This is a genomic window from Enterococcus sp. 6D12_DIV0197, from assembly GCF_002174385.1.
GTDB classification, from domain to species: Bacteria; Bacillota; Bacilli; order Lactobacillales; family Enterococcaceae; genus Enterococcus_D; species Enterococcus_D casseliflavus.
In genome coordinates this window covers 1,780,332-1,806,058 of sequence record NZ_NIBN01000001.1, presented here as the reverse complement: position 1 = coordinate 1,806,058, position 25,727 = coordinate 1,780,332, and the positions used below count along the sequence as shown (strand labels likewise).

Here is a 25,727-nt window from a genome sequence, read left to right as displayed (position 1 = left end):
TCTTGAAGCTGACGTTTAGTAAGAAACATTGCGAAGAAATTCTTCTTTTTCGACATCTTCTCATGAATCAAGAAATCCTTCTCCTTTCTTGTTTTTTTTCAATCAACGATTTTTTTGCACAAGTCTGGCAATATGAATCGTTAAATACAAACTTTCGTCACTGGACATTTGATACTGATACTGATTTTCTAATAGTTCAGCGATTTTTTGTACGCATTGATACGCATTTCGGTATTTCACTTTGACCATAGCCAAAAGATCTTCATCAGTTTCATCCGCATGAGGGGTATGGTTTTGCATTCTTGAGACAAAAAATTTCAAATGCGTAGTGAAGCGATAAAAATAAACGGACTCTTCATCAAAGGTGGTTTTGAAAAAATATTTAACAATGTTAATGATGTCTTGCATCGTTTGGGTTAGCTCAGCAATATTGCCTTGGTCACCATTTTCGGTTTGCGCATTGACCAGATGCAGAGCAATAAAGCCAGCTTCATCATCTGGCAGCTGAATCCCGTAATGTTCTTTGATTTTTTCTACTGTTTTGCAGCCTATTTGGTACTCATCGGGGAAAAAACGCTTGATATCCCACAATAAGACATTTTTGACCGTCATTCCTTTTTTTGATCGTTCAATGGCACAGTGCATATGATCTGTCAGCGAGATGTAGATGGAATCATTGATGGGGGATGACAATTCTCGCCGAGCATACTCAATGATCTCATTGGATAATTCAAGATATTCCAGTGGTAAGTCAGCAAGCAGCTCTTGAAATTGAGATAAGATCGTCTGATTTTCTAAGCGATATACTTTATCGACCGTTTCTGAAGAAATTTCATCTCCCACTTTTTTCTTAAATGCAATCCCCCGCCCCATAACAATAATCTCGTTTTGACTTTGATCGGTAGTGATCACAACATTATTGTTTAACACTTTACTGATTTTCATGTCCTAACCCCACTTACTTTATCATTGCGGATATGGTTCATTGCTTGTCTTTATTGCTGAGCCAACAGTCAACACAGAAAAAACCTCATGAAAGCAGCGCAAATACCGCAGCTTCATCAGGTTTAGCTTGTTAAAAATCAACAATCACTATCCATTAGAACCAGTTCTATTATCTTTATCATAGCAAAGGTAGAAAGCGCTGTCAATCGTTGTTCGTTATTTTTATATTCATCCCTTCTTTCTTTTTTCGTACAAAAAAACCTTAAAAACGAAAGTCTTTAAGGTTAGCGTTACTATCAAAACTATTAAACTTCACTTGCCTGCAAACGGTACATATCGGCATACAACCCTTTTTGAGCCAAAAGTTCATCATGGGTGCCTCGTTCGACGATCGAGCCTTTATCAAGCACCAAAATCAACTCGGCATCGCGGATGGTAGACAAGCGATGGGCGATCGCGATCGTGGTTCGCCCTTGACGCATATTTGACAACCCTTCTTGGATCAGTCCTTCTGTTTCAGTATCGATATTGGCAGTCGCCTCATCCAAGACCAGCACTTTCGGATCGGTCACCATGGTGCGGGCAAAGGAAATCAATTGTCGCTGCCCACTTGAATAGCTGGCGCCCCGTTCAATCACTTTGGCATGGTATTTACCAGGTAGTTTTTGAATAAAGGCATCTGCTTGAACAAATTTTGCTGCTGCTTCGATCTGTTCCTCACGAATGTCCTGATTCAATAAGCGGATATTGTCAGCGATGTCCCCATAAAACATGAAGGCGTCTTGCAATACGAGTCCGACTTTTTTCCGAAGCTCTTCCATCGTGAAGTCGCGGATATCTTGATCATCGATCAAAATTTGCCCTTCCCCAAATTCGTAAAAACGCATCAACACATTGATGATCGAGCTCTTGCCACTTCCTGTGTGACCGACTAGAGCCACGGTCTCACCTGGATAGGCGATGAAAGAAATATGATTCAATACGTTGTTTTTTCCATCATAGGAAAAACTGACATCGCGAAATTCAATTTTTCCTTTGGTGATGGTTTGACTGGCATCGGAGTTTTGCTGCGGCGTATATTCTTCGTTATCCATAATCTTCAAAATCCGGCTGCCGGCTACCATCCCATCAGTAAAGACGCTGAGAAAATCCATCATCTGTGTCATTGGATTAAAGAATCCTTGAATATAGGTCGTAAAGGCGAAAATTAACCCAACTTCAATCGGCGATTCTAAAGCATCAAACCCAAAGAGCGTCAATGACAAGGCGATCGCTAAGGCATACAACAAACTAATGATTGGTGATAGTAGCAGCGCATTCGTGCGGATCATGGCGTATCTAGTTTTCAAATAATCATCGTTGGTCGCTTCGAATTCTTCATTCAGCCGCGCCTCTTGGCGGAATTGCTGAATGATCTGCATGCCAGAAATCGATTCATTCAATTTCGTATTCAGCTGACTCAGTTTTTCCCGCATTTGACGATAGATACGAGAGCTGAATTTTTGATAATACCAGATGACTACCATTAGGATTGGCAGAAAAATCAAGTTCAGTAAAGCAATTTTGACGTTGATGCGAAACATGGCGGCAAAAGAAGAAACCACCGCAAAAATCCCTGTCAATACCATCAAGAAGACATACCAAAATTCATACAACGTTTCTGTGTCGTTGCTGACCCGTGAAACGATTGAACCCGCTGGCGTCTGATCGAAATAGCGCATCCCAAGACTATGCAATTTTTCAAATAATTTTGCTCGAATATATTGATAGGTTTTTAAAGAACCCATCGAATAAAGGAACCATTGGAAAAACCAAATCACAGCTTTTACCAACACCCCAAAGAAATACAATGCAGCAAAGAAATAAATGACTTGCTGGGTCGCCGTTTGATTGGTCAAATAATTATCTATAAAGGTTTGAATGATCAAAGGCAACAGGATATTGACGATCGATAGCACAAAAGCAAAAAAGATCGCTGCATAGAAGGTTTTTCGAAATGGCTTGGCAAAAAGAAACATTCGCTTGATGATGTTTTTTTGTTCTTTAAAGGGAATCGATTTACTCCATTCTGATTCTTGCATTAGGCTTCACTCCCTTCGATTTTGGCTTCTAGTTGCTGTTTGTCCCACATTTTTTTATACCAGCCATTTGCAGCCAATAATTGTTCATGGGTCCCACGTTCACTGATTTTCCCATTGTCGATCACGAGAATTTCTTCTGCGTGCTTGACACTGCTTAGGCGGTGGGCAGCAATGATCGTTGTTTTATTCTGACGGAACGTCCGCAACTGTTGTAAAATAGCTTCTTCTGTTTTGGCATCTACTGCTGAAAGGGCGTCATCTAAAATCAATAATTCTGGATCAGTGATCAAAGCACGGGCAATGGATAAACGCTGTTTTTGTCCACCAGAAAGAGAAACACCACGTTCCCCCACCATCGTTTCGTACCCTTCAGGAAACTGACTGATATCCTCGTGGATCACTGCCAATCCAGCAGCTGCTTCCACTTCTGCTTGAGAAGCCCGTGGTTGCGCAAAGCGGATATTGTCTCGAATCGTCATGGAAAATAAGAAATGATCTTGCGGAACATAACCGATCGACCCCAAAAGAGCATTCAAGGAGTATTGCTTGCTGTCGATGCCCCCGAAGGTGATCGCCCCGTCAAATGAATCATACTCTCGCAACAAGAGCTTCATCAAAGAGGTTTTTCCAGCACCGGTTTTCCCGACGACACCTAGTGTCTGACCTGCTGGTAAAGTAAAGTGGATGTCTTGCAGAGCAAAATCATCTCCTTGATAGTGAAAATCATTGATTTGAACGTCAACCGTTCCTTGGGCTGGGGCATCGACCGCATCTTTGGCTTCAATGATATGGGTCTTGGCCGCCAACAATTCGGCAACCCGATCATAACTAGCATTGCCTCGTTCCAGCACATTAAACAGACGTCCGATGGCAAACATCGGCCAAACTAACATGCCGATATAACTAATAAAAGATACCAATTGACCGATCGAGATGGTACCGTCCATGACATAATTGCCACCGACGATGATCGTCAGCACATAGGAGATTCCGATGATGATCGTAATAAACGGATCAAACAAGGCATCCAGAAAATTGACTTTGCGGTTTTTGATGATGGCATGGTCGATTTTGGTTTGAAAATCAGCGATGTCCTCTTTTTCCTGTCCAAAGGTTTTGATGACTTTCATCCCAGTAATACTTTCTTGGGCTTTGTCGTTGATGGAAGAAAATGCTTCTTGCGAGTCACGAAACGCATCATGCAATTTGCTGCCAAGAACCCTTGCCATGACTGCTAAAAAAGGCAGCGGCAATAGAGCAATGATCGTTAACCGCCAGTCGATAAAGAGAACCATCGCAATGATGGTTGCCCCTCCCGAGATGAAAGAATCGGCAAAGGTCAAGATCCCCGCCCCTGCCACATTTTGGATGGCATTCAAGTCATTGGTGGCATGGGCCATCAAATCACCTGTCCGATGCTTTTGATAAAACAACTGATCCATCCTTGTAAAATGTGCAAATAGCTGTCTGCGTAACGTTTTTTCTAGCCGAGCGGCACTGCCCCAGATATGCGTTCGCCAGACAAAACGAAACACGTATTGAGCGATGGCTGAAGCAATCAAGATCATGACCCAAAAAAAGATCGTCTGCATCGAGATCTCTTTTTCCGCAATCTCATCGATGATGATCCCGATAACTTTGGGAGGGGCCAACTGTACCAAGGCGACCAAGACTAAAGAGCCTACGCCTAACAAATAATGTTTCTTTTCTTGTTTAAAAAACCAACCTAACTTCCTAAATATTGACATAACACTCTCCATTTCTTTATGACCTGTTGCTTAAATTTTGCGATTTTTCCGAATATTCATTAGATTCAGTTACAATTGCTACCCCGCTATTCACAGAACATAAATAGAAAAAGTAGCCTGGAGGACATTTTTTATTCGTTGCTGCGTTTTGCCGCAATAAAAAGCGAGCTGATAAAATCAGCCCGCTTTTTAGAAAAAAACCTACTTTTGGTTTTTCATTTGCTGCATCATCTGACGAATTTTTTTCTCAGAAGGTTTTTGACCCATTGACATCATCATCGAGCGAAGCATATCCTCATTAACGGGAGGATTTTTCTTTAGATAATCTTGCATATATTTACGCGCCAAAAAGAAGCCGCCGACAGCGCCTAGTAATGCTGCAACAACAGCGATCACGATTACGATTCCTACACTAACCATTCGAAAACTCTCCTTTCTCTTGTACTCTCAATGAATCATTTTACTAGAAAAAAACACAAAAAGAAAGAGTGAAAGCTGGATTTATCCAAAAACTTTCACTCGTTTCCTCAACTTAATGCGACATCTCTTTTGTTGAATAACCAATTTGTTAAAAGGTAGATTAAAACACTGTAAACAAGGATCCCGATCGCCATTTCCCAATAGCCCAATCCTGGATCAAAGGCAGTCATCTGCATGTCAGGACTATTTAATAAACTCGGTATTTGCTCTTTGATATTCATAAAATTAAATGGATTCCACTTCAGCCATGGGTATTTTTCTTGCGCAAAAAGCATGATCGAGTTGATGATGCTGCTTCCAAACAACATACCCAAGCCTAATCCTACCGCCAGGCTTTGAGAGCGAATGACGGCGGAGATAAAGATGGTCAGTGCAATATAAAAGACAATCAATAGCAAGTTGGTTCCCGCAAAAACAAGGGCAACGAGAATCGCCGCTAGCCCGTTGTAGCCAGTAGCAGCAAAAGGTGATTCAGCTGCTAAAAATAAATTGGCAGCTGCTAAACTACTGATCAGTAAAACAGCGGTCCCTAACAGCGCAAATAAAAACGTGTTGATCGCTTTTGCTGCTAAGATTTGGCTTCTGGAAAAAGGCCGAATCAATAAGAACTTGATCGTTCCACGACTGAACTCTTCCGCCACTGAAGAAGCCGCCACAATCACTACAAATAAGTTTAAGAACGACGTCATATCGCTTAAAGAAGCGAATAAATCATTGGCCCCAATTTCTGGACTACCTAAGCGTACAACATAGGTCAAGCCAAACGTCATTAAAACCAATAAAAGCAGCATGATCCAAGTAGAACGCTTTTTGGTTAATTTGATCCATTCATTTTTAATCAATGTCAGCATGCTTACAAACCTCCTTCTTCGGTCCAAGCCAAGAATGTATCTTCTAAAGAAGATTGCTTTGTCCGTAGTTCTTTTAAGCCGATACCCGCCGTCACGATCGCTGCAGCGATTTCTGAACGCTGATCTGTTTGCAACGTGACTTGCAATTCGTCTTCTACATGCAAGACCTCGACCTCAAAGGAAGCTTTTAACAGTGCTTCTGTTTGCAAGTTATCATCGGTTTTGATGATCAACACATTTTTCTCTGCTTTCAACTCTGCCATTGCTACTTGATGGGTGACTTTTCCTTTTTGCACCACGATCAAATGATCCGCAATTTGCTCGATGTCGCTTAACTGATGACTGGAAACTAAAACAGAGACCCCTTTTGCTCGCAAAGAAAGAATCATTTCCCGAAACTCCCGCATGCCTTTAGGATCCAGACCATTCATCGGCTCATCTAAAACTAATAGATCTGGTTGATGGACCAATGCCTGGGCAACACCTAAACGCTGACGCATCCCTAATGAATAGGTTTTGACTTTTTGATGGATATGTCCTTCTAAATGCACCTGACGGATCAGGGCTTCTAGCTCAGAGGCTGTGCCTTTTTTCTTCGCCATACGCTGATACTGCATCAAATTCTCATAACCGGTCATATAATTATAAAACTCAGGATTCTCAACGATCGCTCCGACTGAGGCAATCGCTGTTTTAAAAGAAGAATCCAATAAATTTCCCATAATGGCAATCGATCCTGTGTTGTGCTTCATCAAGCCAACGATCATTCGGATGATCGTCGTCTTCCCAGCCCCATTGGGCCCTAATAAACCAACGACTTGTCCTTGGTCCACCACAAAGGAAACATCATCAATGATTCGTTTGGTCCCAATCAATTTGGAAACATTTTGCAGTGCTAATACTTCTGTCAAAGTTACCCCTTCTTCCTAACACCATTTCTGCAACGATTTTAAATAAAAAACGTTATGATAATATGTATACCATGCCATCTCTGTAAAAAAAAGTCAAGAAGCGAAAAAGGAACATCGATGCTCCTGTTTTTGCTTCTTGACAACTTCGTTTATCACTGATGCTTTTCACGTTTGCCCTATTGCTGCTGGTCAAAAGCTTGGCAAAATTATAAGTTCTATTTGCTCGATCTTATAGCGGGGTCACTCCGTTTGGGTGAACGCCAGTTGGGCGAACGCTGCCTTGTTCTTGGCACTTCTGATCTGTTTGATCACTTGCTTGAGCTGTTTCCACTCCTTTGCGCTTGGGTGACCATTCCAATAAAAGAGGTAAGGCTGTTCTTCCTCGGAAAATTCCTGATGGATCGGATAATCGCTGATCACCAAACCTGGTTTTTGAGACAGCGAATAATGGGCCATCGCTCGATGCGTGGCATTCATCAAGCGGTTCTTGATCCAAAGCTCTTGCGTTTTTCCGTATTTCGAATGGATCGAGAACGTGACCGGCTGTTCATATTTGATAAAAATAACTCTCAGTAACATACAGTATTGGAAAATCAAACGATCATTCATTTGCAGTAATCTACGCAACGCTGGTAAAGAAACAGTCGCTTCCAAAAAAAACCGTTTCATGGTTGGATAAAGCACTGGAAAAGCGGCTTGCAGCTCTTGCTCGTCGGTTGTTTTGCCAAAACTATCGCTTTTTTGTCGCGTACCAAAACAGCCAGAGGCGGAATGGATCATGACCAGATTAACCAGTAAATAGTTTTTTTCGGCTTCTGTAAACGTCAACCGAAAATACACGGCTAGTTTTTCAACGAGCTGCGCTTCTTGCTGGTACCTTGGCTGAGTCAGCCACGAGATGTTAGCAGCATCGAGATCCTCCTCAAGATAGGTGTTCATTACCCCAAACATATAATACAAGAAGCTGCGTTCAACCTCCGAAATTTCAGAAAACGGCAGATGATTCCTGTTAAACAGTGGGTTCAAAAAGACCTGATCAAACTGATTTTTTTCAATTAATGGGTGCTCAAAGGTTAGTACTTCGTTGGGTAAAAACGAAAGCGGATGCTTTTGATGGATTCTTTGCACGGAGATAGCGAATAGATGAAGAAATTTATCGATATCGATTTTTCTCATATAAGAAGCATGGGTTTCAAGCAACGCTTCAGCCTGCGCTTTCTCCTTGATCGATGCCAAGACTTGTGAGTCCTTCTCATCAAAAATTTGCCAATAGGTAAGATGATAAAAATAGCGGATCGCATATTCAGCACCTGCTAAAGGATCACCTTTTTTTAAACTATAGGACAAATGATAGTTCGCCAAAACATGATTTAACTCCTGCAATTTTCGTTGAATCGTGCGGGGACTGCTAAAGGTTTTGTGGCTGAGTTGTTCAAGGGAATGATAATCCCCCTGAAAGAGTGCATCCAGCAAGATAAACCCAACGGTTCCCTGCAACAATACACTATAGGCTTGGCTCAATAGAAATCGTGGAGAAAAAGCAATCGACACTTCTTTTTCCAGCCGATCATAGGTCAAAGTAAACTGAGGATAGCGTGCACGAAACACCTCTACTTGCTGAACGATCGACTGCATTTTGTTGGTTTTCCTATCGAAAACACCTGAGAGCTCTTTAATTGTATAGTCTTTCTTGTTCGTTTCGTAACAATAACTTAGAAACGCATAAATTTGTTTTTCTGTCGTATCCAAAAGTGCCTGTAACATGAAATTTCCCTCGCTTGTATAATCAGCAAACGCTGTTTTTGTCCTAAATTTGTCATCTTACAAAATTGTAAGCTGGCAGTGTTTGGTGATCGTACCACCGTGCGCTCTTTTCTGTCAAATCACTTTTAACAAATTTTCCTTTCGTTATCTGTATATTTTCATAAAAAAAGTCTGACGTCTCAAAACGATCGTCAGACTTTTTGTTAAAAACGGTAAAACAAAACGTGATTGTGCTTTCTGGGGAAGAAAATTCCAATCGTGGGTTATCAATTCTCTCATTATCCTCGGCTTTTTTCTTTACTGTCTCTCATCAGAAAATAACTTTCGATTCAGCCAGTAAAGGAAGACAGTAAGGATAACCACGCCTAGACCAAAGAGTAAATAGCGAATACTCGTATTTTTGCTGCCGGTTTTCGGTAGTACGGCTCCATTGACCTCCTTAGCACTGCTTGTCTCCGTAGGTTGTTCCTGTTCCATTTTCACTGAAGACGATGCTTTAGCGAGTTGTTTGCCTGCGGGATCATTGGAGGAAACACTTCGCTTGCTTGACTGACTTTGGTTCGGCGCTAATTTGTTTGGTTTCGTTTCTGAATCTGAAAGATTCTCAGATGCCGCTTCACTAACGGTCATTGTTCCTGTTGTTGCGGTGGTTTCTTGACTCCTAATTGTCTGACTCGATTCACTCTCACTAACTGGTTGGGTGTTGAAGTTTTCTGACTCACTTGCATTGTGACTACTTTCGATACTTTGAGAATCCTGACTTGTGTTTTCCGTAGTAGAAGTCCTTGGATCCGTCGATTGAGAGTCGCTAAATTTCGGTTCGATACTACTAAAGGAAGAGCCTGTTTCTTCAGACACTTTAGAGCTTGCGCTTATCTCAGAGTTCGTGCGCTCACTAGAGCTCGGGGGTGTTATTACCTGCCATTGACTAGGCTTCAAGTTTTCAGTAATCGTTGTTTCACCGTCATAAATCACAACTAAATCTACTTTATCCACACTTTTGATCTCATCGATGGCCATCTCAGCATAGATCCTTAAGTAGTTTTCAACACCTGAAAACCAATCGACATTTGTTAGATACGTTTCACCAATCACCTTTTCACTGTGTCCATTGCCATCCCAACCATAAGTTAATCGGATACAAACGTTTTGTGAAGTCAGCGTTTTGTTCGGCCGTACCGGGATCGTAATGACTTTCAAGGCTTCATCATAGATCACTCGATTCGTTTGAACAGAAAACGATAAATTCCCTCCGGCTCGTTCTTTTGCTGAAGTATGATCGAAACCAAACACCAGCAGCAATAATCCCGCTAACAGCAAAATCAACACAATTCCAACCAGTTTTCTCATTTCCTCACTTCCTAAATGAATATTTCAAGATAACTTGATAAGGAAATTATAATAAATTCTCAGAGAAAACATGCGCCGAAAAAAAAAGGAAAGACCCAATAAAATGGCATCTTCCCTTTGCTATAAAGCATCTGAATTTGTTTATAATCTTCCACGGAATCAAATTGGGCGTGCTTATTCACACATTTTACGATTGTTCTACTTCCATTTAATCGAAACCACTATTCAAGAAAACCTTTGTTCGATAGATAGTAATAAATTATAAACCGCACCAAGAAGGTTCGCTTCGTTCCCGTAAAGACAAGCTTCGATGCTAATTTCTTTAAAATTCATTTCCAAAAGTGGTAACTGTTTTCGAACTGAACGGTACTGGTGTTTTATTTCTTGTATTAAAATCGGTTGGGCACTAATGCCACCACCAATCACTAGTTTGTCAAGATCAAGTGTCACCTGCAAATTAATAATCATCCGTGCAATCAGCTGACAATAGTCCACAAACAATTTCTTTAACGCCACATTCTCACCTTTGACTAGTTCATCAAAAACAGTTTTCCCGTCATACTGATCGTCCATATTTAAAAGTGCTGCCCCACTTTGCACGAAGCCTACAGCGGAACCTTTCAACCCAATTAGTTGTTCCAAAGATAGTTCTCCAGTCATATTTGCTAAAAAGCTTATCTCACCAGCCTGAAAGTTGCTTCCTTGATAAAGCTTGTTGTCGAGAATCAAACCACAACCAATGCCTGTACCCAAGACAATCGCTGCCCCGTGTGAACAGTCTTTTAGATTTCCAATCCACCATTCTGCTAACGCGGCGGCTTTTCCATCATTTGACAATGCACAAGGAAGTCCGTGTGTTTCTTCGATATATTTTTTTAGTGGGTATTCATGAAGATACGTTAGTGCTCCCCCGAAATACACAACTCCTTTTTTGGTATCAATTTTACCTGGTAGACTTATGCCTACCCCCTTGATTTGGTCATGATAGCTTTGAATAATAGAAGAAATCGTTTCGAGGAAATCGGTCAGATCATTCGGGGTTACACGTTGTTTTTTCTCCACGATGCTTCCTGTGTAGTCGATCAATGCATATTTGATTGCTGAACCACCAACATCAATTCCTAAATAATTCATCTATCCACTCCTGCTCTTTAATCGAACTGGTTTTTAAATTTCATAACTAATCGTTCAGTTTGTTAGTTTTCTGACACTCTCAATTGTTTACTAAAGAAGAATGTGATCAAAGCAAAGCCCGTAAAGACATAGCCTGACGAAAGCATACTGAATGCTGCTGACTGGTTAGTAAAAAAGTTGCTGATAGCAGACATAATATACGGGGAAAAGAAAACACCCAAATTAACGCCTACCATGCCAATTGATACTGCTAAATTTGCCGCATTTCTCGGTGCTTTTTGCATTAGTATCCCAAAAGAATAGGGTGTATATAATGCTGCTCCCGCACTGGCTAAAAAGATTGCTACGGTCAATGAGAACATGCTCGAACTGTTCGAGATTAAAAAGAATGAGATCCCCAAAATAAGATAACTAATAGGCATTGTGTAATGTTTCGTGTACTTTACAATGTTTCCATACAAAAAATTACAAATAAATGCGACGATCGTCGCCAATGATAGAGCAGTGCCTAAAAACTCGGCATTCGAAAAATTCGCTTCTAAAACAAACGTTGTTGCTTTCGTGTATAAATTCATAATAAATGCAAAGGTGAAAAAGAAGCCTAGCGCCGATAGAATGGTAAAAGAATTTATTCTGATCGTTCCCTTATCTTTCTCATCGCCTTCAGTCTTCGTGTGAATTGTTGGAATAAAGAAAAGAAACAAAACAACTGGTACCAAGGCTAAACCATAAACGATGTATGCATACTGCCAACTAATCACAGCCAACTGACTTGCTAAAAAGGTCATAATCATCTGACCTAAACTCTGAAAAGCAGTTTGGTAGCCTAGCATTTTATTACGAAGCTCCCCTTCATAAAAATAATCAATCAGACTCACAGCCAATGAATTATACATTCCTAACCCCGCACCAAGCGCTAAACGCGACAGATAAACAATTGTATAATTTTCTGTAATCATGGGAACCATTCCACTGATCCCAGCAATCGTCAATCCTAATAATACAACCGTCTTTGTCCCTAAACTTCTAACTAGAAATGTGCTTAGTAAAACAAAGATCATGATGGTAATATTTGGTGCAGTTACTAAGGATTCAACGGCAGTCGCCGAATGATCAACAAAGGTTTCTTTCATTTTAGAGACGGCTATGGCAATTGTTCCGCCCGATTGCAGCATCAATGAAATTGAGAGAAGTGCTAGCTTAAAGCTGGCACTTCTCGGTCTTGTTTTCTCCATAAAAACACTCCTTTTTTTGATTGCTTTCATTACTTTTGAATGAATATTTTGACGTCCCAAGGTTTTAGCTCAACACTCGTTCCGGCAATCGTTGTCTTATTTTCAAAAAGGTCAAAATATTCTTTGGTGAGACAAATTTTTTGAGGATCATTACAATAATTAAAGTAGAAAGATACTTTTTGTCCTTGTTCATTTAAACAATTTTTGATAATTACAGGGAAAGCTTCTGAGGGTCTTTCAATTTGAGCATGGGTCAACGTTTCAATGAATAATTTACGGATTACTTCATTTGAAGCAAAGCACCCGATATATGTTGCTGTGCCTTTTCCATAATGATTTTTTGTGATGGCTGCATATTTTCCCCAGTGCTGATGATTGTATGAAGCGATCGTCTCTGCAGTAGTTGGGACCAGCAGTTCCATCCATTCAGAAATATCATACGTTGTTGCTTCGTCATCCGCGAATGACAGAGTCACATTCTTTGGCTTAACAAATTGCTGATAGTGGACCCCACAAACTTCCGAGATATAACCTGGCTGAGCGGTGGTCCGAACTTTCACATGCTCATCCGTAAAGCCAGACTTAAAGGTGTAAAGAATATGTCCTCCATTTTCCACAAATTGATTTAGCTGTGCCAGTTCTGTGTCAGAAGCAGTGTATAAAGCTGGAACGATCAGCAACTTGTAACGGTTGATTCGTTCATCACCAACACTTATTACATCAGCGCCAACATTCAAATTATAAAGTTCGTCATATAGTTGACGAAAAATATCATTGTAGCCATGCGCACCGTTATTATATAATTCATGACCAGAAAACGGGAACCAGTCATTTATGGCTGTCAAGCTTTCATTACTGACAACAAAGGCAACTTGATTTTTCTGTTGTAACCCAGAAAGTTCTTTTTGGTATTTTTTCAACTCTGAGCCAATAATTTTCGCTTCGTTATAAACTGGATTTGGTTGCAGATCATGGCTTAACAAACCTTTCCAATAGGTTTCAGCAGAATTATGAATCGAATGCCAGTGCCAATAACAGATCATTGATGCACCTGAAGCAATATGGCTGAACGCTTGCAATCGCAATTGATTTTCATAAGGAACCCATTCCTTAAAGGCCTGTGCTTCTGTTTCAACAACAAAATAATTTTGATCTTTTGTTGTCCTAGCAACATCTCCCGCAAATGAAATCTCTCTTCCCGTGAGTTCATCCTGTGAAGGATGGTAAACATCAATTCCAGTAATATCGAGAGGTTTTGCAGCTTCAAAATGATTGACGTCTGGTTGAATGCCGAAAGAATAGCCACGCCATTCAAAATCAAAGTTGTGCATGACAAACTGATGATCTTTCTTATATTCATTGACGATCGAAACTTGCCATGCTAAAAAATCAGTGACAAGTTTTCTTTGGAATTTTGAAAACTCACTGCCTAAGCTCCCATTGATCGTACCATTAACAGATGGAAAATCTTCCCAAGCATTGATGCGATTGCTCCAATAAGACAAACCAAAGGCTTGATTCATTGCCTCCAAATCATGACTGAACATTTCTTTTACATATTTTTGAAATTGAATCTGGACATTTTCTCCTGCAGTTCCATAATGTTTCGTTTCATTATCTACCTGAAAACCAATCACCGCTGGATGATCAATGACTTCCTCAATCAGCTTTCGTATAATTCGTTCACTGTAATAAAGGTATTGAGGATTTGTTATATCCATAATTTGTCGCGCGCCGTACGTTTTCTTTCCTTCTTTCGTAGTAACCAATACCTCCGGATATTTTTTTACTAGCCAAGTCGGTACAGCATACGTCGGTGTTCCTACGATTACATCAATTCCGGCTGCATGCATTGCATCTAAAACACGATGGACCGACTGAAAATCGAAAACTCCTTCTTGTGGTTCATGGGTACTCCAAGTACTTTCCGCGATGCGCACAACATTGATATTCGCGTCTTTCATCATTTCAATATCTTTTTGCAACCGATCGTAGGGCATATACTCATCATAATAAGCAACGCCGTAGTGAATCTTACTCATAAAACTTCCCCTCTCTTTGAAACCGCTTTTATATTTGTGTTTACATTCTATAAAACATTTGCTAATCTGTATATGGACAAATATTTAGAGAATTTGTACATTTTTCAGGTGGTGGATCTATGAGTATATTAAAAGATGCTAAGCGATTACCAGCAATTGATTGGAAATTATCGTTCTTCGGGGGGCATACACAAGAAGTCGATGAGGGATGGTCTGTAGCTGAGGACAAGCACTTGGCTTTTGAATTGATCTATGTCATTCAAGGAAGTGAAGATGTTATTATAGATAAGACTTGTTACCACTTAGAAGCAAGTGACATGGTCATTATTCCCCCAAACAGCCTTCACAAAATCCAGGCCGGTCCTAGGCTTCATTATTTTTGCACGCATTTTGATATTGACGACCCAGATTTCGTCTCTGACATGATCAATTACAGCGACATTAAGATTACACCACAAAGTAGTTTTTTTATAGCAATCAAAGAAGTGATCCAACGTTGGATTCAATTGATCAATAACCCCGCTATCAAAGAATTCGAAAAGAAAATGCACATTCAAATTTTATTATCCCAATTTCTGCTTATATTGAATCATGAGATTGAGAAAAAAAAGCAACAGCAGCTCTTCCAAGAAAACAGCAACTTAACGATTCACTATGCAAAAACTATTTCAAAAAAAATTCAGTTGGAATTACAGAAAATTTGGAAAGATCCTCAAAAGCAGCGCTGTTTGTCTGATATATCAATCAAGGAGCTGATTGAAGAGATTGGTATCCAAGCATCTTATGGCAGTACTCTCTTTAAAAGAGTGTATGGTCTTTCTCCAAAAAAATATGAATCATCCTTGATTTTAAAAGAAGCAAAAAATTTGCTTAAGATCCACTCCCTTTCGATTGAGGAAATCAGTGAACAACTGCGTTTTAACTCCCTAGCAAGTTTCAGCAAACAATTTAAGCGGTGGGTCAACATGTCTCCGCAACAATACCGAAACAAATACTACAAATCGCTGAAAGAAAACGAATAATCAAAAAGTCGTTGAAACTATATTGTTTTCAGCGACTTTTTGATTGTTCAATTTTCATTGCATCTAACGATAACAAATAAAAACGAACCATTTATATATAAAGTTAGCTTTGTGTATCCAGTTCCCAAAAAGGTATTTGAAAAGTTCTCGCTCCTTTGTGAATAAAACGTTAGTATACACGTGCCAATGAATAATCTCTTTATGCACGATAGAGAAAATACAACGGTAGTTTTGCTAATTGGGATTCAGCGATTCAGCAAACATCAGGAAATGTTTCCATACATAAAAACACGATAGAAATTGTGAATAAAATGAACCCTAAGCAAAATAAACCGCCAATAAAACAGTTTAATATTTATCATTTAAATATATATTATATATAATATATGACCATTTTTGTGATAAAATTCAAGTATAAGCAAATCAACTTTTAGGAGTACGTGATCGATGGAATTAGAGCCAAAAGTAGCAAAATTGATTGTTAAAAGCTTAAAAGATATCATCAACCATGAAATCAATCTTTTTGATACCTCGGGTACGATCATAGCTAGTACAGATACCGTGCGGATTGGTACCAGTCATGAAGGCGCCCGTTTAGCAGCCAAAAATCAACAGACATTAACGATTGAACATGACAATCAGTTTAAAGGAGCAAAAAAAGGAATCAATATCCCGGTCCTTTTTAATCAATCCGTTGTAGCAATTATTGGAATTACTGGCGAGCGTACAAAGGTAGAGCCTTTGGGGAATATTATCAAAAAAATGACGGAGATTTTGATCCGAGAAAACTGGATTCAATTGACAAATTTCCATCAACGGCAAAACTACCACAGTCTAGCTACGATGCTGATCGCTCCTCAAAGAGATGATAGCTTGGCGGCTTATTTAGCCTCGCTCTTGGACATTGATTTGGAACGACCTCGCATCCTCGTGATAGGGAAATTCCTTTTTACTAGAGAAAAAAATAATCTGAATTATGAAAAACTGCTCCATACCATCCAATCGCATTTGCACATTTTTCCAGGTAGTTTCTTCTCGCTGATCAATCAAGAAATTTGCCTGTTTTTCGAAAAGCAGGAAGAAGCTTCGCTGATCCCCCTACTGATGCAAATGCAAAAGGATATTTCTAAGCGTTTTGATCGTCAAATGTCCTTTGGGATCGGCGGTTTAGCAGAAACCATCGATGAGTATTGGTCTAGTTATGAAAAGGCGCAAAAAACCGTCAATTGGTTGATCAATCAAAAAAGTGCGACCATCTCTTCTTATCAAGAAATGGATTATGGGTTGCTCTTTGTCGGGATTTCTGCAGAAGATAATAAACAATTGCAAAAGAAAGTGCTTGGCAGTCTGACTGTTGAGGAGATTGAGCAGTTCCAATTGATCTTTGAAACGTATAAACGCTACAATGGTAGTATTATGAAGTGTGCCGAGGCACTTTTTTTACACAAGAATACTTTTCAAAACAAACTGAATCGCATCACGGAAAAGACGGGCTACAATCCACGTAATTTGAGTGATTTTACTGTGTTGTCGGCTGCTTTTATGAGTTATCGCTTGTCTAATCTAGAGAGATGATTTGTTGAACAAGCAAATGCTTCAGCGTAACAAACTTCGCATTTAAAATTGATGGTATCATTTGTTGTTCAAGTCATCTGTTTCCAATCAGCCTGATTATCCATCAACAGCCTAACTCATAGCACCAGCAACGTTTCCCTGTTTTCTTTCTTCCAGTGGACGAAAAATTGTTTTTACACTGTATTTTTGAGTTTCAATACACGCAACAAAAAGAGCGTTCCTGTGAGAAGAAACGCTCTTTTATTATGTCCTTTAGTTGTGAACAGCTCGTGCTCTCTTTTCAATGAAAAGGAAAACAAATGACCTCGATTCGTTACTGTTAACCTTGCAGTTTTAAATCATTGATCGTTTCATAATAGTTTGCGATTGCAGAATGATCCCTTTTTTCTAATCCGTAGGCTTTCAGTGATTGCATAATCTCCATTGCAGATGCTGTAAATGGTGTAGAAACATTACTATCATGTGAGGTGTCTAATGCATTTTGCAAGTCCTTGATATGCAATTCGATACGGAAACCAGGATCGAAGTTGCCAGAAAAAATCTTTTCTGATTTTTGATCCATGACTGTGCTTCCTGCCAAACCTGTGCGAATGGCTTGATAAACTGCTTCAGGAGAAACACCTGCTTTTTTAGCTAGACAATAAGCTTCAGAAATAGCTGCGATGTTGATCGCTACAATCATTTGATTGGCTAGTTTCGTAATATTTCCAGCCCCTACTTCACCGACTCGTGTCACAGAAGAAGCCATCGTCTTCAATAAAGCTTCATATTTCTCAAAAACTGCTTTTTCTCCGCCAACCATTACCGCGATCGTTCCATCAATGGCTTTTGGTTCTCCACCAGAGACAGGCGCATCAATAAAATGGACTCCTTGTTCTTTCAAACGAGCCGCAAAGTCTTGGCTGGCTTTTGGTGCGATTGAACTCATATCAATGACTGTTTTACCAGCTGACAAGCCTTCAGCGATCCCTCCAGGATTGAATAGCGCCGCTTCTACGTTTGGAGAATTCGGCAGCATCGTAATGATCACTTCTGCTGCTTCTGCCACCTTGGCGCCTGACTCTGCTGCATGTGCACCAGCTGAAACAACTTCATCGATTGCGGATTGGTTAAAATCATACACAATAACCTCATAGCCATTCTTTACTATATTTTTCACCATTGGTTTTCCCATGATTCCTAAACCGACAAATCCTACTTTCATCAATACCCTCTCCTACTTTCGTTGATTTAATAAATATGCTCGGATCGCGGTTTCTCCAGCGATCACCACATTTTCCTCTACTTGTGTCATTGCTTCTTGCAAACTCATTGGTCGATGGATAATTGGCAAAATAAGGTCAATTCCAGCGGCATAAGCTGCCGAAACCTCTTTCTCCCGACTACCGACCACAGCAATCACCGGTTTATCGTGCTTTTTGGCTAGCTCGGCAATTCCCACAGGAACTTTGCCGTTCAGCGATTGCTGGTCAAGCTTGCCTTCGCCAGTTATGACGAGAGCAGCTTGGGCAATTTTCTTTTCAATTTCTACTAAATCTAAGATCGTTTCAATACCGTTGCACGTTTTGGCTTGGCAAAACACTTGCAATGCAGCCCCTAGACCGCCTGCTGCGCCTGCACCTGGTGCGTCAGCAATATCAATCTGCATCTCTTTTTTGATCACAGAGGCATAATGTTTCATCCACTGATCATAGGTTTTCGTTTGGTCAATCGGAATGCCTTTTTGAGGACCATAGATAGCAATGGCACCTTTTTCACCGACTAACGGATTCGTTACATCCGATAAAATATTGATTTTTACATCTTTTAATCGTGGATCGATCTTAGAAATATCTATCGAAGCAAGCTTTGCTAATCCAGCTAATCCTCTCGGGATGTCCTTTCCTTGATCGTCGTAAAAGGAGACCCCTAATGCTTTTGCCATTCCAGTCCCGCCATCACTTGTTGCACTGCCGCCTATGCCAAGGTAGATCTCTTTTGCGCCTTCATCGAGGGCAGCCAAAAGCAACTCCCCTACCCCGTAAGTCGAAGCATTTAAGGCATTCTCAGCATTTTGCTCGATCAAAGTAATCCCACTTGCTTCTGCCATTTCTAATACGACGATTTGATTAGGTAAAACACCATATTGCGCCTTCACAGGATTTCCCAATGGATTTTGAACAGTTATCCTTTTTCGTTTTCCTGCCAAGGCATCAACTAAAGCTTCGACTGTGCCTTCTCCACCATCGGCGACTGAAAATTTATCGATAGGACTATGAGGCAAAACCCGACGAATCCCTTTTTCTAACCACATTGAGATATCTTTACTGGAGGCACTTCCTTTGAAAGAATCTGCTGCAATCACAATTCGCTGTTCTTCCATGAATCCACCCCCTTTTCTATAGTTAGGCTTGATTATAAGAAACCCGCCTTCTTCATTTCATCAATCATCTTGTCTAACACAACGCCCTTACTTGCTTCCGTCGGCAAGATCGAAGGTCCCACATTCAAGCCCATCAAGTTTGCCATATCTTTGGTAGCTGAAGGGAAACTTGCTGCATCTTGCGATAAACGGATCGGGTTCAGGGTAAATTGGTTCTTTAGCGCGCCTTGGAAATCACCAGATACGTACTGGTCATAAATACCGCAAACCAATTCAGGATAAATATTTGCCGTTGAACACACACCGCCGACTGCTCCCACACAGAGTGAAGGATAAACAATGCTATCTTTTCCTGCAATCACTCGAAAGCCAACATCAGCATTCCGTCGAACCAATTCGCTTAGGAAGGTCAAATCTCCGCTCGAATCTTTGATCCCTACGATATTCTCAACGGTATGCGCCAGCTTTTCGATCAATGGTTGACTCAACGAATACCCAGCTCTTGCTGGATTGTTATACAAAAGCACCATCGTATCGGAAACCGCGTCTGCGATTGCTTTAAAATGATTGTACAGTGCTTCTTCTGTGGGTTTGATGAACATTGGGTGTAAAACGGAAATACCAGCGATCGGCAATTTTGCTGCCCGTTTGGCAAGTGCCACCGCATGTTTCGTACGTATTGGGCCCATCCCAAAGAAAACAGGTACTTTTCCAGCGGCTTCATCTAAAATGATTTCTGTTGCTGCAAGCATTTCATCATGTTCGAACATATAAAACTCACTATTACTGCCAAAAGCCAAAATGCCATGAACACCATGATCGATCACATGCCGTACGATCTTTCGCAACTTAGTTTCGCAAATCATTTCTTCTTCATTCACTGGCGTGAGTAAAGGAACAATGATCCCTTTAATCTTTTCTTTTTCCATTATGGTCAATCCTCTCACTCAAAGCTTCGATTAATTTGTATTCGCTCGATTACTCTCTGACTAAAGCTGGTTTTTTATTGTCAAATGTCCAGCCAGGAATCAAATACTGCATGGCAATCGCATCATTGCGCGCCCCTAAGCCTTCTTTTAAATACAGTTGATGCGCTGCATCTAGCTTTTCTCGGTCAAGTTCCAGCCCAAGGCCATGGGAATTTCTTGGAATGGTAATTTCACCGTTTTTGATTTGATGCGGATTTTTGGTCAAGCCTTCGCCATCTTGCCAAATCCAGTGGGTATCTGCGGCATTTACTTCCCCAGGTGCTGCCGCTGCAGTATGAGCGACCATCGCCAAAGAAATATCAAAATGATTATTGGAATGCACACCCCAAGTCAAATCTAGGTCATGACATAACTGTGCCACACGCACACTGCCTTGCATCGTCCAAAAATGCGGATCTGCCAGCGGAATCGTCACACTATCTAAGCGAATCGCTGCTTTCATTTCTCGCCAATCCGTTGCTACCATATTCGTCGCCGTCGGCAATCCTGTTTTTCGGCGGAATTCTGCCATCGTTTCTCTACCAGAGAAGCGACCTTCTGCACCACAAGGATCTTCTACATACGCTAATACGCCATGAAGGTCTTTGCAAAGCGCAATTGCATCATCTAGTAACCATCCGCCATTCGGATCAAGGGTAATCCGAGCATTGGGAAATTCTTTTTTCAACGCTTTGACGGTTTGTACTTCTTCTTGCCCTGATAACACGCCGCCTTTTAATTTAAAGTCCTCAAAACCATAGCGCTCATAGGCAGCTTTCGCTAACTTGACGATTGCTTCTGGGGTCATCGCTTCTTCACGACGTAGGGCTCCCCATGAATCATCGAGCGTATTGTCAGAAGCATAAGGCAAGTCTGTTTTGTCGCGATCTGCTACATAAAACAGATAACCTAAAAACTTCACTGATTCGCGCACTTGTCCTTCACCTAACAAAGCGGCAACGGGCACCTGCATGTGCTGTCCTAGTAAATCCAACAATGGCGCTTCAACAGCAGTCATAACATGAACCGTCGTTCGCAAATCAAATGTTTGGTTCCCGCGCCCACCAGCATCCAACTGCGCATAACGTTCGTGAATCTCTTTCACGATGTTTTTGTATTCGCCCAAAGTCCGACCCACAACTAATTCACGACAGTCTTCCAATGTCTGACGAATTTTCTCACCACCTGGCACTTCTCCTAAACCTGTATTACCCGTGTCATCAGTTAAAATAACGATATTTCTAGTAAAGAAAGGGCCATGGGCTCCACTTAGATTTAATAGCATACTGTCATGTCCTGCTACAGGGACAACTTCCATTTTTACGATTTTTGGAATCATCAAAATCTCTCCTAGTCAAATTGATAGTTTTTAATATACTGTTTCCCCAAAAAAGAATACATAGTATCGAGTGCAGACTTTTCGTCGAAAAACAGTGAATTTCTGTGCTAAAGAACATTTTTAAATAAAGATCCCCAATAAGATCCCTACTAGCGTCCATGCCAAGCTGATTCCCCAGAATTTAAAGAAGGAATAACGCAAGAATTTTCGTACATTGGTTTCCCCTAAATCACAAGCCATAATGATTTGTGGTTGGGCAATCAGTGAAGCAAACGCACCAATATTAAAGAATAATGTCAAGGCAACAATATCTGGAGCAACGCCATATTCACCTGCTAAAGCTGCAATGATCGGAATGAGCGCAAAAAACCAAGTATCGTTGGTAAACAACAGCATCAATGGCGTGCTAAAGATAGCGATCGCAATATGAACATAGGGACCAACAGCTGCGGGAATAATATTCACGAGAACTTGAACCATCGCATCCATCATGCCCGTTCCTTGCAAGATCCCCACGACAACCCCAGAAAGCAAAACGATGGGCGCAATCGGATATGTTTTTGAAGCATATTTACTGATCAATTGATTTTGATCTTTGAAGTCCGGATAGTTCACGCACAAAGCGATGATCAAACCAGCTGCGAAAATATAGTAAGAAGGCAGGTTTGAAAACGACAAAGCGATCACTAAGAGGATGGTCAAGATCAGATTGAACCAAAATAGCTTGGGACGAGCAAGCGGTCCATAGTTTTGCTCTTTCGCTAATGAATCAGCGATCCCATCAAACTTTTCTCCATTTGCCAGATGCTTTTTATGGACACCTAAACCTAAGAAATAACCAAGGATCATCGTTCCGATAAAGACAGTGATCCAAACAGGTAGCAAGGTGGTAAATAAGGTCATCGGTGCATTGGGTACATCCGGAAGCAGACTTGCAGCCCGTAAGATCCGTGCGTTCCATGGTGTGATCGATCCTAACATGATACCGACTGAGCAAAGAAAGACGAGTATCACCGGATCGATTTTCAACTTCTTAAATAGCGGCAAAAACAACGGGATCGCAATTAGATAGGTCGACATGACACTTCCATCTAATGTGGTGATCACAGAAATAAACACAGTCAAGCTACAGAGAATCGGCGCTTTGATTTTTACTTTTTTCAAAAACTTGAATACCATAATATCGAAGACTGCTGCATCAGATATCAGAGAAAAATAAGGTAATGAAAACATGATCATCAAAAAGATGTCTCGTGTCATATCAAGACCGTCAGCGATATATCCTTCCGTCGCTGTCCAGCTTGCCCCGCTTAAGAAAGAAAATGCGACAGGTATCAATGCAAAACAGACAAGTATATTTATTTTATTTCTTAGTAATAAACCCGTGATCAATGTCATCATGACAAAGCCAAGAATAGCTAAATAGCTCATTTTTTATATCCCTCCGAATAATAGATCAGTCAAAGAGGAATATAGCCGAAACTTCAATCAAAAATTTCAGCTATATCTCTGACATCAAGTAGTCCTTCAATAAATACCTTTAGCGCACAAAGCAAGGTTTTTTTGAGTCAAACTGCCAATCTTCAATAAAGTATTGCATCGCAATTGAATCATCACGGTCACGGTATTTTGGGTCCATTGACTGGTACAATTGATGTGCTTCCAGCAATTTCTCCATATTGATTTCAATACCTAGGCCAGGTTTATCGGTGATTTTGATCACGCCATCTTGAATCAAGACAGTGTCATCGCAAAGTTCTTGTCCATCCTGCCAAATCCAGTGTGTATCGATTGGTGTAATATTTCCTGGTGCAGCTGCGGCACACTGTGCGAACGTTGCCAACGTAATATCAAAATGATTATTGGAGTGAGAACCCCAAGTCAATCCCCAGTCATTCAAAATTTGGGCCATGCGAACACTTCCGTTTAATGTCCAGAAATGCGGATCAGCCAAAACGATATCTACTGCTTTTGAATTTAATGCATGATAAAATTGTCGCCAGTTGGTCGCAATCATATTTGTTGCCACTTGATGTCTCGTGGCTGTTTTGAATTCATTCATGATCTCACGACTTGAAAAACCTGCTTCAGGACCACATGGATCCTCCACATAAGAAATCGTGTCTAGTTTGTCTTTGCAAAGCTCGATTGCCTCTGCTAACGACCAAGCACCATTAGGATCAATATTGATCCGCGCTTCTGGAAACGCCTCATGTAAAGCAACTACTGCTTCCATTTCCTCTGTTCCCTTCAGCACGCCACCTTTGACTTTGAAATTTTTGAACCCATAGCGTGCCTCAAGTGCTTTTGCTTGCTGCACCATTCCCTCTGGTGTTAATGTTTCCTGTCTTCTAATGCGCTCCCACTCATCTTTTGGCTCTTCCTCTATGCGATAAGGTAGATCGGTTTTCCCTGCATCGGCGATATAAAACAAATACCCCAACACTTCAACTTCATTACGCTGCTGACCATCACCTAATAACGCACACATCGGTTTATTTAGAAACTTGCCAAGCAGATCCAGCATCGCACATTCAACCGCTGCCTCCGCTTGGACGACAAATTTCAGATTTTTTAAATCCAACCCTTGAAGTCCTTCCCCATCGTTTCCTTTCATCGCCGCTGCATTTTTGCGAATCGTTGTAATCACATTACGATAATTGGCAATTTCTTGACCCACGACAAAAGGAATGTAACTCTCCAGCATTTTGGTGATGTCTTCACCGCCATGGATCTCACCAATGCCTCTATTCCCAGTTTCGTCTTCTAATACAACAATATTCCTCGTAAAATAAGGTGCATGACACCCGCTTAAGGTAAGGGTCGGACTGTCATACCCAGCAATCGGAAACACCTGCATCTTTGTCACTTTTGGAGAACCATTTTTACTCATATTCATTCCACCTTCTCTATTATTTTTGGTTTGTTCAGTTTGAAGAAAAAACATGATTCGTAATCCAAACGCTTTAGGTTTTTATAAATTGCTTCCTGTGCATACCACTAAACCCTTCTTCGCTCATTCTTGTTAACAAAATCACAATACTTTGGTCAGTAAATGTTTTTGAAGAATTCTGCTCATTTTTCGAGCAATCGAAACAAAAATCAGTTTCTAGAAAGAAGGGTCCGAAACACTAACTAGACTAAGGGAACTTCTGATAGTTCTCGCACATTTCCAGTCATATGTCGAAAAAGCGTCAGCGTATGGAAGCGGTTTATGATCATTAACTTGCTCTAAGAATACAAATATTCTTCGCGAATAAAAAGGGTATGTGAGATAGTTATCCGCATCGTTTTTGCTTGATAAATGTTACAGAAACCATTTTAAGAATTCCAAAACAGCCAAATTTTTTCTATAATCGACGGGCTACAAGCGAAAAAACTGTAGGTCAAGCCATCGAGAAAATAGCAAAAAAACCGATAATGCCCTTGATGACCTCTTTCAGTATAAAGAACTAAATTTTACTGAATCAGTCGATCAAAACACATGAACGGTTTTGTCGCTACTTTTTATTCTGTTTTCTGCTAATCCAAGTCCCCATTGGATAATTATGTTTGGTTTTGCCCGTTATAGACTTTTGTTATCTGTTGAAGGGACTTTTCCCCATTGATTTTTTTAGCGTCACATAGTTAACGATAGACAGTATGACTATTCCTAAGAAAATCAACCGATCATTCAAGACTTCATCCGTCTGCGGGAGAAGTTTCTGCTTATTATGGTTGGCATCATCACTTCTTGCCGAGCTGGAAGAGTGACTTGACCCACTATTATTTAGCAAACCTTCCAGTGTATTGCTTGTACTACTTGGTTCTGTGCTACTGCTGGTGCTACTTTCACTACTTGGTTCCGTACTACTGCTGGTGCTACTTTCAGTACTTGGTTCCGTGCTGCTACTTGTGCTGCTTTCACTACTTGGTTCCGT

At 40.7% G+C, this 25,727-nt stretch carries 19 protein-coding genes and 1 pseudogene; 2 read left to right on the top strand and 18 right to left on the bottom strand.

Going from position 1 to position 25,727, the window contains the following annotated elements; all coding sequences use genetic code 11:
• Positions 1 to 102: 102 nt before the first annotated feature.
• The 11 genes from A5867_RS08245 to A5867_RS08195 form a co-directional block, all read right to left on the bottom strand.
• Positions 103 to 945: a BglG family transcription antiterminator LicT gene (locus A5867_RS08245; protein WP_015509532.1), complete on the bottom strand. Its 843-nt coding sequence runs from the start codon at positions 943 to 945 to the stop codon at positions 103 to 105.
• A 305-nt stretch (positions 946 to 1,250) separates the two neighbouring features.
• Positions 1,251 to 3,026, bottom strand: coding sequence for an ABC transporter ATP-binding protein (locus A5867_RS08240; RefSeq protein ID WP_087627351.1), 1,776 nt, complete (start codon positions 3,024 to 3,026; stop codon positions 1,251 to 1,253).
• A complete protein-coding gene (locus tag A5867_RS08235; protein ID WP_060792801.1) occupies positions 3,026 to 4,774 on the bottom strand; it encodes an ABC transporter transmembrane domain-containing protein in 1,749 nt (582 codons plus the stop codon). Before A5867_RS08235 ends, A5867_RS08240 begins: the two co-directional genes overlap by 1 nt.
• A gap of 201 nt (positions 4,775 to 4,975) precedes the next feature.
• Positions 4,976 to 5,194: a YneF family protein gene (locus A5867_RS08230; RefSeq protein WP_005235432.1), complete on the bottom strand. Its 219-nt coding sequence runs from the start codon at positions 5,192 to 5,194 to the stop codon at positions 4,976 to 4,978.
• A gap of 107 nt (positions 5,195 to 5,301) precedes the next feature.
• Complete coding sequence (locus A5867_RS08225) at positions 5,302 to 6,105, bottom strand: ABC transporter permease subunit (protein ID WP_010748033.1); 804 nt, start codon at positions 6,103 to 6,105, stop codon at positions 5,302 to 5,304.
• Positions 6,106 to 6,107: 2 nt separating this feature from the next.
• Positions 6,108 to 7,016, bottom strand: coding sequence for an ABC transporter ATP-binding protein (locus A5867_RS08220; protein ID WP_087627350.1), 909 nt, complete (start codon positions 7,014 to 7,016; stop codon positions 6,108 to 6,110).
• Between the two features lie 240 nt (positions 7,017 to 7,256).
• Complete coding sequence (locus A5867_RS08215) at positions 7,257 to 8,780, bottom strand: helix-turn-helix domain-containing protein (protein ID WP_087627349.1); 1,524 nt, start codon at positions 8,778 to 8,780, stop codon at positions 7,257 to 7,259.
• A 297-nt stretch (positions 8,781 to 9,077) separates the two neighbouring features.
• Positions 9,078 to 10,130, bottom strand: coding sequence for an LPXTG cell wall anchor domain-containing protein (locus A5867_RS08210; RefSeq protein WP_087627348.1), 1,053 nt, complete (start codon positions 10,128 to 10,130; stop codon positions 9,078 to 9,080).
• A 225-nt stretch (positions 10,131 to 10,355) separates the two neighbouring features.
• Positions 10,356 to 11,264: an ROK family protein gene (locus A5867_RS08205; protein ID WP_087627347.1), complete on the bottom strand. Its 909-nt coding sequence runs from the start codon at positions 11,262 to 11,264 to the stop codon at positions 10,356 to 10,358.
• Between the two features lie 62 nt (positions 11,265 to 11,326).
• Entirely contained in the window at positions 11,327 to 12,499 is a 1,173-nt protein-coding gene (locus A5867_RS08200) for an MFS transporter (protein ID WP_249270030.1), read from the bottom strand.
• A gap of 29 nt (positions 12,500 to 12,528) precedes the next feature.
• Positions 12,529 to 14,541 carry a beta-galactosidase gene (locus A5867_RS08195; protein WP_087627345.1) on the bottom strand — a complete coding sequence of 671 codons (2,013 nt, stop codon included), beginning with the start codon at positions 14,539 to 14,541 and terminating at the stop codon, positions 12,529 to 12,531.
• 119 nt (positions 14,542 to 14,660) lie between these two features.
• On the opposite strand from A5867_RS08195, the gene A5867_RS08190 reads away from it, so the two are divergent.
• Positions 14,661 to 15,563, top strand: coding sequence for an AraC family transcriptional regulator (locus A5867_RS08190; RefSeq protein ID WP_087627344.1), 903 nt, complete (start codon positions 14,661 to 14,663; stop codon positions 15,561 to 15,563).
• A 447-nt stretch (positions 15,564 to 16,010) separates the two neighbouring features.
• Positions 16,011 to 17,138, top strand: coding sequence for a sugar diacid recognition domain-containing protein (locus A5867_RS08185; RefSeq protein ID WP_087627343.1), 1,128 nt, complete (start codon positions 16,011 to 16,013; stop codon positions 17,136 to 17,138).
• Positions 17,139 to 17,457: 319 nt separating this feature from the next.
• On the opposite strand, the gene garR is transcribed toward A5867_RS08185, so the two are convergent.
• From garR to A5867_RS17805, 7 genes and pseudogenes are all read right to left on the bottom strand, one after another.
• Positions 17,458 to 18,342 (bottom strand): 2-hydroxy-3-oxopropionate reductase, encoded by an 885-nt coding sequence (garR, locus tag A5867_RS08180; RefSeq protein WP_087627342.1) that lies wholly within the window; start codon positions 18,340 to 18,342, stop codon positions 17,458 to 17,460.
• A 12-nt stretch (positions 18,343 to 18,354) separates the two neighbouring features.
• Positions 18,355 to 19,500: a glycerate kinase gene (locus tag A5867_RS08175; protein WP_087627341.1), complete on the bottom strand. Its 1,146-nt coding sequence runs from the start codon at positions 19,498 to 19,500 to the stop codon at positions 18,355 to 18,357.
• A 32-nt stretch (positions 19,501 to 19,532) separates the two neighbouring features.
• Positions 19,533 to 20,429: a dihydrodipicolinate synthase family protein gene (locus tag A5867_RS08170; RefSeq protein ID WP_087627340.1), complete on the bottom strand. Its 897-nt coding sequence runs from the start codon at positions 20,427 to 20,429 to the stop codon at positions 19,533 to 19,535.
• Between the two features lie 49 nt (positions 20,430 to 20,478).
• Positions 20,479 to 21,807 carry an enolase C-terminal domain-like protein gene (locus A5867_RS08165; protein WP_212648494.1) on the bottom strand — a complete coding sequence of 443 codons (1,329 nt, stop codon included), beginning with the start codon at positions 21,805 to 21,807 and terminating at the stop codon, positions 20,479 to 20,481.
• 120 nt (positions 21,808 to 21,927) lie between these two features.
• Positions 21,928 to 23,238: an SLC13 family permease gene (locus A5867_RS08160; protein WP_087627338.1), complete on the bottom strand. Its 1,311-nt coding sequence runs from the start codon at positions 23,236 to 23,238 to the stop codon at positions 21,928 to 21,930.
• 109 nt (positions 23,239 to 23,347) lie between these two features.
• Positions 23,348 to 24,700 (bottom strand): enolase C-terminal domain-like protein, encoded by a 1,353-nt coding sequence (locus A5867_RS08155; protein ID WP_087627337.1) that lies wholly within the window; start codon positions 24,698 to 24,700, stop codon positions 23,348 to 23,350.
• A 685-nt stretch (positions 24,701 to 25,385) separates the two neighbouring features.
• A pseudogene (locus A5867_RS17805) lies at positions 25,386 to 25,727 on the bottom strand (hypothetical protein); the annotation flags it as partial.

Coding starts and splice junctions, on each gene's coding strand:
- A5867_RS08185 (WP_087627343.1), top strand. CDS start 16,011: ATGGAATTAGAGCCAAAAGTAGCAAAATTGATTGTTAAAAGCTTAAAA.
- A5867_RS08200 (WP_249270030.1), bottom strand. CDS start 12,499: ATGGAGAAAACAAGACCGAGAAGTGCCAGCTTTAAGCTAGCACTTCTC.
- A5867_RS08205 (WP_087627347.1), bottom strand. CDS start 11,264: ATGAATTATTTAGGAATTGATGTTGGTGGTTCAGCAATCAAATATGCA.
- A5867_RS08190 (WP_087627344.1), top strand. CDS start 14,661: ATGAGTATATTAAAAGATGCTAAGCGATTACCAGCAATTGATTGGAAA.
- A5867_RS08235 (WP_060792801.1), bottom strand. CDS start 4,774: ATGTCAATATTTAGGAAGTTAGGTTGGTTTTTTAAACAAGAAAAGAAA.
- A5867_RS08175 (WP_087627341.1), bottom strand. CDS start 19,500: ATGGAAGAACAGCGAATTGTGATTGCAGCAGATTCTTTCAAAGGAAGT.
- A5867_RS08195 (WP_087627345.1), bottom strand. CDS start 14,541: ATGAGTAAGATTCACTACGGCGTTGCTTATTATGATGAGTATATGCCC.
- garR (WP_087627342.1), bottom strand. CDS start 18,342: ATGAAAGTAGGATTTGTCGGTTTAGGAATCATGGGAAAACCAATGGTG.
- A5867_RS08225 (WP_010748033.1), bottom strand. CDS start 6,105: ATGCTGACATTGATTAAAAATGAATGGATCAAATTAACCAAAAAGCGT.
- A5867_RS08160 (WP_087627338.1), bottom strand. CDS start 23,238: ATGAGCTATTTAGCTATTCTTGGCTTTGTCATGATGACATTGATCACG.
- A5867_RS08240 (WP_087627351.1), bottom strand. CDS start 3,026: ATGCAAGAATCAGAATGGAGTAAATCGATTCCCTTTAAAGAACAAAAA.
- A5867_RS08230 (WP_005235432.1), bottom strand. CDS start 5,194: ATGGTTAGTGTAGGAATCGTAATCGTGATCGCTGTTGTTGCAGCATTA.
- A5867_RS08245 (WP_015509532.1), bottom strand. CDS start 945: ATGAAAATCAGTAAAGTGTTAAACAATAATGTTGTGATCACTACCGAT.
- A5867_RS08210 (WP_087627348.1), bottom strand. CDS start 10,130: ATGAGAAAACTGGTTGGAATTGTGTTGATTTTGCTGTTAGCGGGATTA.
- A5867_RS08170 (WP_087627340.1), bottom strand. CDS start 20,429: ATGGAAAAAGAAAAGATTAAAGGGATCATTGTTCCTTTACTCACGCCA.
- A5867_RS08215 (WP_087627349.1), bottom strand. CDS start 8,780: ATGTTACAGGCACTTTTGGATACGACAGAAAAACAAATTTATGCGTTT.
- A5867_RS08165 (WP_212648494.1), bottom strand. CDS start 21,807: ATGATTCCAAAAATCGTAAAAATGGAAGTTGTCCCTGTAGCAGGACAT.
- A5867_RS08155 (WP_087627337.1), bottom strand. CDS start 24,700: ATGAGTAAAAATGGTTCTCCAAAAGTGACAAAGATGCAGGTGTTTCCG.